Here is an 8,162-nt window from a genome sequence, read left to right as displayed (position 1 = left end):
AACCCAAACAATATTCGACACAGCGATGACCTAACAGCCACTACTACCTACCCCCCATTTACCCTCAATGATTCACAACTAGTTGACAACGATCGCTCCTGCCGAAACCCGGGAAGTGAAACCCGGATCTCGGCACAAAAACACCCAAAAAGCACTTCTGCAGCCCTATTTCCACCCGAGATCCGGGAAATGCTTCCCGGGGATTCGCCCGATAGGAAACCTACTGTGCACTACCCAACTAGAGGCACAAGAACGTAGCCACCCCTATAAGGAAGTGAGTTTGATCTTCTCCACATCACCCACAAAATCAAGCCCCTGAGCTGGACGCCCGTAGAGGTAAAGGAGGATCTCTCCCACCTGGCCACTTATCACCACGCGTTCCTCACTATCACGCTGACCAGCGGCAATAGCCGGGAACCCTTCGGGGCGCAGTTCTACAGCCACCTGACTAGCACGCAGCAAAACTTTAAGGTTCCGAAGAGCGTCATAGAGTTCGCGGGATTCGGCCGTCGTGAAGCTGCGTGGGCCAAGGCCCTGCGCCCGCCTAACGTCCTCGTGGTGCACGAAATGCTCGGCCACATTTGCCTTACAGTCCAGCAGGCGCCACAGCCCGCGCGGTCCCCTCCCCCACTGCGCCACAACCTCCGCAAAGGGCTGGTCAAGCTGGCGCTGCATCGCATTGTCGGTCACCCCAGCAAGCGGCGATAAGAACATGCCTGCTGTCGCAAGCGGTGAGGTTTCCCGCAACAACAGGTGCGCGGCCAGGTGGTGCGCCGTCCACCCTTCGCACTCAGTCGGGGCGTTCGGCCCTACGCCTAAGAAAGTGTCGACCAGGCGGGCGCGTTCTGTGCGTGAAAAAGACATAATCCCAAGTGTAGGAGAAATGTCCTACACTTGGGCTCGTGGTGGTTACAGGCTTGGGCGCGTGTTCTCGACGTCCGTGTCTTCCACCGGCTGGGTCTCCGCGGTCATCGGGACCACCGTCGGCATGACCAGTGGCTTACGACGCCACTTCTGCTCCACGAAGCGCGCCACCTTACGACGCACCTGCTGCGCAATACGGTACGGATCATTCTCGCCCTCACCGGCCTGCTCGATCATGATGTTCTCCACCAGGTCGGCAACCTCAGGCATCATCGCGACGGCATCCTCGGAGAAACCGAGCGCACGTGCCGTCGGGCGCTCCAGCAGGCGTCCGGTGCGGTTGTCGATGACCGCGGTGATGTCAATGACGCCGCCTTCGCCCATGGAGGTACGATCCTCCAGGACCTTGGCATCAATGTCGCCCATGGTGACACCGTCCACGTACAGGTTACCCACTGGGATCTGGCCCACGACCTGCGCGCGACCATTGACCAGGTCGACCACCACACCGTTCTGCGCCAGCACGACGCGGTCACGCTGAACACCAGTGGAGATCGCCAGTTCCTTGTTCGCACGCAGGTGACGCCACTCGCCGTGCACCGGCATCGCGTTGCGCGGGCGCACCGCGTTGTAGAGGAACAGCAGCTCACCGGAGTAACCGTGGCCGGAGGTGTGGACCTTGGCGTCGCGGCCAGTGATCACGGTGGCACCAATCTGGGCCAGCATGTTGATCACGCCAAAGACAGCTTCTTCGTTACCTGGGACCAATGAGGAGGACAGGACGATCAGGTCGCCATCGCGCACCGTGATCTGGCGGTGCTCGCGGCGCGCCATGCGGGACAGCGCAGCCATCGGTTCACCCTGTGTACCCGTGGTGATCAGCAGCACCTTGTGTGGCGCGAGCTTCGCAGCCTCATCCATCTGCACAATCGTGCCACGAGGCGCCTTCAACAGGCCCATCTTCTCCGCGATCTCCATGTTACGGATCATGGAACGGCCGTTGAATGCGACCTTACGGCCAGAGGCCACGGCGGCATCGATGGCAGCCTGGACGCGGTACACGTTTGAGGCGAAGCAAGCGATGATGACGCGCTGCTTAGCGTCCATGACTAGGCGCTTGAGCGTCGGGCCGATCTCGGATTCAGAGCTGGATACACCAGGGGTGGTGGCGTTGGTGGAATCGCACAGGAACAGGTCAACGCCTTCGTCACCCAGACGAGACATCGCAGGCAGGTCAGTTGGTCGACCGTCCGTTGGGGTCTGATCCAGCTTGATGTCGCCGGTGTGAACAACCAGGCCAGCTCCGGTCTTGATCGCGATGCCGAGGCACTCAGGGATGGAGTGGTTCACGGCGAAGAACCGCAGGTTGAATGGGCCGTGATTGACATCGGACTTTTCGTTAACCTCGATCAGCTTCGGGCGCTGACGGTGCTCCTTGGTCTTGGCCGCGATGAGGGCCAGGGTGAAGCGGGACGCCAGAATCGGAATGTCATGGCGCTGCTTGAGCAGCCATGGGATGGCACCGATGTGGTCTTCGTGTCCGTGGGTGACCACGAGAGCCTCAACCTTGTCCCATTTGCCTTCCATGTAGGAAAAGTCTGGAAGGATCAGGTCGACGCCTGGTTCGCCGGAGGATGGGAATAGGACACCGCAGTCGACAATGAGCAACCTGCCCTTGTATTCGAACACGGTCATGTTACGGCCGATTTCGGAGATACCGCCCAGGGCGACGATACGGAGGCCGTCCTTCGGTGCCTTCGGTGGCTCTGGGAGACGCTCGGTCAGGTCGGCGCCCTGCATGGACTTCACGACGTTGCGGCGTCCCCGGTTGTTACCGCCGTTGCCGCCGTTTCCGCCTCGGCCGCGTCCACGGTTGCTGCGTCGGCTATTCCCCGAACGACCGCGGGAGCGCTGTTCGCCCTCACCGCTGTCGTTGCTGCGCTGCGCCGGCGCGGAATCGTTGTCCGCGGTAACCTCGGGGGCTTGGAATTTCACTGCTTCCACGGTCTCTGGTGGGCCAGCCTTACGAGTTACCTTGCGGGCACGATTGCGTGGTTCGGTCATATCTAAAAGACTCCAGCCTTCTCTAAGTCGGTACGGAGTTCCTCCACCTGGGCAGCGTCTGCTGCTACTTGCGGCAGGCGGGGATCTCCTACATCTATGCCCTGCAGTCGCAGAGCAGCCTTACTCATGCTGACCCCACCGAGTCGAGCTTGTGCTTGAAACAGCGGGAACAGCGTGGCGTTGATTTCCCGCGCGCGGGCGAGGTCGCCTTCCTCGAAGCTTGTGTAGAGCTCACGCAAAGCGCGTGGAGCTGCATGTCCTACCACTGAGATGAAACCGGAGGCGCCGAGGGTGAGCCACGGCAGGTTCAGGGGATCATCTCCCGAATACCAGGCGAGACCGGTTTGAGCGATCAAATCGGTGGCGGCACAAAGGTTGCCCTTGGCGTCCTTCATCGCATGGATATTCTTATGGTCGGCTAGACGTCTGATCGTATCAGAACTCATCTCAATCGACGATCTACCTGGAATATCATACAGGCACACGGGAAGGTCTGTCGCGTCGGCAACAGCATTGGCGTGTTGCACCACACCTTCCTGTGATGGCTTGGAGTAGTACGGAGTGACTAGCAGCAGTGCGTCGGCCCCAGCTTTTGCGGCGTCTCGGGCGAGCTGAATAGAGGCGCGGGTGTTGTTGGTTCCGCAGCCGGCGACGAGCTTCGCACGGTCCCCTACCTCGGCGCGCACCTCAGTGATCAGGGTGCTCTTTTCTTCGTTTGTGGTGGTGGGGGCTTCGCCGGTGGTTCCGGAAAGAATCAGGCTGTCAATGCCGTTTTCTACCAGGTAGGCTGCCAGCTGGCGCACAGAGGCTACATCTAGATCCCCGTTGGCGTCGAACGGCGTCACCATGGCGACGCCCACTGTGCCGAACATGTTGGCACCAAATTTGGTTACGTTCATGACTACTCCTTGTTTAGTTAAAAGTCTGTGACGTAGGGACTCGTGGCCATCTGCGTACCATCATGCAGCGTGGCGATGTCAAAGTCACCGAACACGACGGGAGCTTGCTGCTGCAGTACCTTCAAGCATTCCACTGCAACCCGCCGGATTTCCACATCGGCGTGTTCGGTGGCACGCATCCCGATGAAGTGTCGCCAGCTCCGGAAGTTTCCCGTGACTACGATGCGGGATTCGGTGGCGTTCGGTAGGACGGCGCGGGCGGCCTGGCGGGCTTGTTTTTTCCGCAGCAGTGCGTTCGGTTCACCCGCGAGTTTTTCTTCGAGTGCGTCGAGCAGTTCGTCGAAAGCGAAGCGGGCTTCGTCGATGCTGCGGTTGAACAGTCGCAGCAGGTCTTCATCTTCGGCGATGAGGCCGGGCACCACCACGTTGGATTCTTCGGGGTGGACGAACCGTTGGGACAGTTGCGAGAAGGAGAAATGACGGTGGCGAACCAGCTCGTGAGTGGCGCTGCGGGAGATGCCACGAAGGTACAGCGTGGCGGTGGCGTGCTCAAGCAGTGCGGTGTGCCCCACTTCCATGATGTGCCGCAGGTAGGCAGCATTGGTGGCGGTGCGCGGGTTGGGCTTGTCAAAGCTTTCGTAGCAGGCACGACCAGCGAACTCGATCAGGGCTTCCCCACCGCGAGCATCGGTGTCCCATTCAATGTCGCTGGGCGCATGAAACTGCGAGCACGCAATCAGCGTGACACTTAAGGGTACGGCTTTCGCCATGTCATTCTCCGCTTCTAATTGTTAAATATCGAGGTAGTGTTCCAAACCGACGGTCAGACCCGGCTTGTTTTGGACCTCGCGTACGCCCAGCAGCACGCCTGGCACAAAAGAGGTGCGGTCGTAGGAATCCTGGCGGATGGACAGCGACTGCCCCTGGGTACCGAAGATCACCACTTCATGGGCGACGGTGCCCTGCATGCGGACGGCGTGGACGGGTACGCCGTCGACAAGCGTGCCACGCGCGCCCTCCAGCGACTGTTCGGTGGCGTCGGGCTGGGCGCCCATGCCTGCTTCACGACGCGCATCCGCAATTCCCTGTGCCGTATGAATTGCGGTTCCCGACGGTGCGTCCAACTTGTTCGGATGATGCATCTCAATGACCTCCGCGGACTCAAAGAACCGGGCGGCCTGCTTAGCAAACTCCATGGTCAACACGGCGGAGATCGCAAAGTTTGGGGCAATCAACACACCCACCCCAGGGTTGTTTTCCAGCCATTGACGCACCTGGTCCAGTCGCTCCTGCGTGAAACCCGTCGTACCAACCACACAGGAAATGCCGTTGTTGATGCAGAACTCCAGATTCCCCATCACCACCTGTGGCGCCGTGAAGTCGACCACCACCTGCGCACCACTATCGACGAGCAGCTGCAGGCTATCGCCTTTATCCACCTCAGCGACCAGCTCCAGCCCAGTCGCTGCGGTTACCCCCTCAACTACAGCTTGGCCAACACGGCCCTTAGCTCCCAGGACACCTACTTTAATGTCAGTCATGGTTCCATACCTTTCACACGGGGTTGAGGGTTCCAATTTTAGGCCGATTTTCGCCACCACAGGCGCAGGCTCGACTAACGAATCATCATAGCGCACAGAGTGAAGGAATACTAAAGGGGGTTTAGGGGGGTTTAAGTAACCGACGCCGGATTTAGCGTACGGATGGGACGATTCGAGCCGTGAAAATCCCATCGGTACGCTAAATCTCCGGCGCTGAGAAAACTAAACACCCCGCAACACTGTGCGGGGTGCTTAAGCAACGGCTGGAGCTTAGGCTTCGTCGCCTACTGGGACCAGGGAGATCTTGCCACGGTTGTCGATGTCGGAGATTTCGACCTGGATCTTGTCACCAACACTCACCACGTCCTCAACCTTTTCGATGCGCTTGTTGCCACCGAGCTTGGAGATGTGGACCAGACCGTCGCGGCCTGGCAGCAGCGAGACGAATGCACCGAAGGCGGTGGTCTTGACCACGGTGCCCAGGTAGCGCTCGCCTACCTTTGGAAGCTGTGGGTTTGCGATCGCGTTGACTTTTTCCAGTGCGGCTTCTGCTGCTTCGCCGGTACCGGAGACGTAGACGGTTCCGTCTTCCTCGATGGAGATGTCGGCGCCGGTTTCTTCGGTGATGGCGTTGATGGTCTTGCCCTTAGGGCCGATGAGCTCGCCGATCTTGGACACTGGCACCTTCACGGAGGTGATGCGCGGCGCCAGGGAGTTCATCTCGTCTGGGGTATCGATGACTTCCGCCATGGTGTCCAGGATGGTGATGCGGGCATCGCGGGCCTGCTCCAGGGCTGCTGCCAGCACCTTCGATGGGATGCCATCAAGCTTGGTGTCTAGCTGCAGCGCGGTGACCAGTTCGCGGGTGCCGGCGACCTTGAAGTCCATGTCGCCGAAGGCATCTTCTGCACCGAGGATGTCGGTGAGAGCAACGTAGCGGGTTTCGCCGTCGATCTCGTCGGAGACCAAGCCCATTGCGATACCAGCAACCGGGGCCTTCAACGGCACGCCAGCGTTGTACAGGGACAGCGTCGATGCGCACACCGAGCCCATGGAGGTGGAGCCGTTGGAGCCCAGCGCCTCGGAGACCTGACGGATGGCATATGGGAAGTCCTCGCGGGATGGGATCACTGGGACCAGTGCGCGCTCAGCAAGGGCGCCGTGGCCAATTTCGCGACGCTTCGGGGAACCAACCCGGCCGGTTTCACCGGTGGAGTATGGCGGGAAGTTGTAGTGGTGGATGTAACGCTTCGACTTCTCTGGGGTCAGAGAGTCAATCTGCTGCTCCATCTTGAGCATGTCCAGGGTGGTCACGCCCATAATTTGGGTTTCGCCGCGCTCGAACAAGGAGGAGCCGTGCGCGCGTGGGATCAGGTCGACCTCAACGCCCAGGTCACGGATGTCGGTGACACCGCGACCGTCGATACGGAAGTGGTCGGTGAGAATGCGGTGGCGGACCACAGACTTCATCACGGCGTTGTAGGCCGCGCGCACTTCCTTTGCCTCGTCCTCGTCGAACTTCTCCACTATCTCTTCCATGTGGGAGTTCGTGGCCTCTTCGCGCTCCTGCTTGCCCTTAATGGACATCAGCTTCTGGATCTTCTTCGAGGCCATCTTCTCAACATCCTTGTAGATGTCGTCCGAATAGGCCGGGAACAATGGAAACTCTTGGGTTTCCTTGGCAACGGCGTCGGCAAGCTTGGCCTGGGCGCGGCAGAGCACCTCAATAAACGGCTTGGCTGCCTCAAGGCCCTCAGCGACGACAGCCTCCGTCGGAGCCGGAGCGCCCGCCTTGACGCGGTCAATGACGCCCTCGGTGGCGCCTGCCTCAACCATCATGATGGCGACATCGTCGACGGTCTTGCGGCCGACCTTCTTGGACACGATGCGACCAGCGACAACGATCTCAAACAGCGCCTGCTCGTGCTGCTCATGGGTTGGGAATGCCACCCACTGGCCCTTCGGATGCGCCTCGTCCGCGATCAGCGCCATGCGCACACCACCGACCGCACCGGAAACTGGCAGGCCGGACAGCTGAGTCGCGGCGGAAGCGCCGTTGATGGCGAGGACGTCGTACATGTCCTTCGGATCCATCGACAGCACCGTCACCACAACCTGAACCTCGTTACGCAGGCCCTTGACAAAGGTCGGGCGCAGCGGGCGGTCAATCAGTCGGCAGGCCAAAATTGCCTCGGTAGAAGGCCGGCCTTCACGACGGAAGAATGAGCCCGGAATGCGACCCGCAGCATACATCCGCTCTTCCACATCCACGGTCAGCGGGAAGAAATCGAAACCTTCCCGAGGCTGATTCGACGCCGTCGTCGTCGCAAGCAGCATGGTTTCTTCATCAAGGAAAGCAGTGACCGCGCCATCAGCCTGACGAGCAAGCTGGCCAGTCTCCAGGCGAATCGTGCGGGTACCGAAATCGCCGTTATCAATGGTGGCAGTTACGCCGTAGACGCCATAGTCAGGTTCAGAATAAAATGCAACATCGCTCATCTAAGCGAGTTCTCCTCAAATACTTCTTTGTTTAGCGACGGTCGTCGGTGCCGTCATCTCGAGGTCCAGTTGTCAGACTGTGCTACATAATATCAGATCTGCGCACGTCAACATCGGTGTCGCTGCGATTGTGATGAGGTTGCGCGCAAACTCGAGACCTGGAACTCGAGTCTCGGTGAATAAAACCCACTTTTTGCCCGAAGGGTGTGCGGACTTTTTGTTGGAGTCCTACGCGGCGGTGTGGGTTGGTAGTGATTCGAGTCCCCGGCTGTGGGCCAGGGTTTGGTATCCCAGG

6 protein-coding genes are annotated in these 8,162 nt (G+C 59.8%); all 6 read right to left on the bottom strand.

What is annotated here, in order from left to right:
* Window positions 1–264: 264 nt before the first annotated feature.
* Window positions 265–864 carry a TIGR03085 family metal-binding protein gene (locus tag ACZ6ZO_RS12695; protein WP_465293059.1) on the bottom strand — a complete coding sequence of 200 codons (600 nt, stop codon included), beginning with the start codon at window positions 862–864 and terminating at the stop codon, window positions 265–267.
* Between the two features lie 45 nt (window positions 865–909).
* Window positions 910–2,928, bottom strand: a complete 2,019-nt coding sequence (locus tag ACZ6ZO_RS12690; protein ID WP_465293057.1) for a ribonuclease J — start codon at window positions 2,926–2,928, stop codon at window positions 910–912.
* A gap of 2 nt (window positions 2,929–2,930) precedes the next feature.
* A complete protein-coding gene (gene dapA / locus ACZ6ZO_RS12685) occupies window positions 2,931–3,827 on the bottom strand; it encodes a 4-hydroxy-tetrahydrodipicolinate synthase (RefSeq protein WP_465293055.1) in 897 nt (298 codons plus the stop codon).
* Window positions 3,828–3,844: 17 nt separating this feature from the next.
* Window positions 3,845–4,597, bottom strand: a complete 753-nt coding sequence (gene thyX, locus ACZ6ZO_RS12680) for an FAD-dependent thymidylate synthase (RefSeq protein ID WP_465293053.1) — start codon at window positions 4,595–4,597, stop codon at window positions 3,845–3,847.
* A gap of 21 nt (window positions 4,598–4,618) precedes the next feature.
* Window positions 4,619–5,368 (bottom strand): 4-hydroxy-tetrahydrodipicolinate reductase, encoded by a 750-nt coding sequence (gene dapB, locus ACZ6ZO_RS12675; protein ID WP_182386323.1) that lies wholly within the window; start codon window positions 5,366–5,368, stop codon window positions 4,619–4,621.
* Between the two features lie 270 nt (window positions 5,369–5,638).
* Complete coding sequence (locus tag ACZ6ZO_RS12670) at window positions 5,639–7,867, bottom strand: polyribonucleotide nucleotidyltransferase (protein WP_465293050.1); 2,229 nt, start codon at window positions 7,865–7,867, stop codon at window positions 5,639–5,641.
* Window positions 7,868–8,162 lie beyond the last annotated feature (295 nt).

Source organism: Corynebacterium sp. NPDC104732 (assembly GCF_055583565.1).
Note: the sequence above shows the minus strand (reverse complement) of the source record. Positions and strands in the feature narration are given on the sequence as shown.

Bases quoted from the DNA above. Each gene is read 5' to 3' on its own strand.
- dapA (WP_465293055.1), bottom strand. From the start codon at position 3,827: ATGAACGTAACCAAATTTGGTGCCAACATGTTCGGCACAGTGGGCGTC.
- ACZ6ZO_RS12695 (WP_465293059.1), bottom strand. From the start codon at position 864: ATGTCTTTTTCACGCACAGAACGCGCCCGCCTGGTCGACACTTTCTTA.
- thyX (WP_465293053.1), bottom strand. From the start codon at position 4,597: ATGGCGAAAGCCGTACCCTTAAGTGTCACGCTGATTGCGTGCTCGCAG.
- ACZ6ZO_RS12670 (WP_465293050.1), bottom strand. From the start codon at position 7,867: ATGAGCGATGTTGCATTTTATTCTGAACCTGACTATGGCGTCTACGGC.
- dapB (WP_182386323.1), bottom strand. From the start codon at position 5,368: ATGACTGACATTAAAGTAGGTGTCCTGGGAGCTAAGGGCCGTGTTGGC.
- ACZ6ZO_RS12690 (WP_465293057.1), bottom strand. From the start codon at position 2,928: ATGACCGAACCACGCAATCGTGCCCGCAAGGTAACTCGTAAGGCTGGC.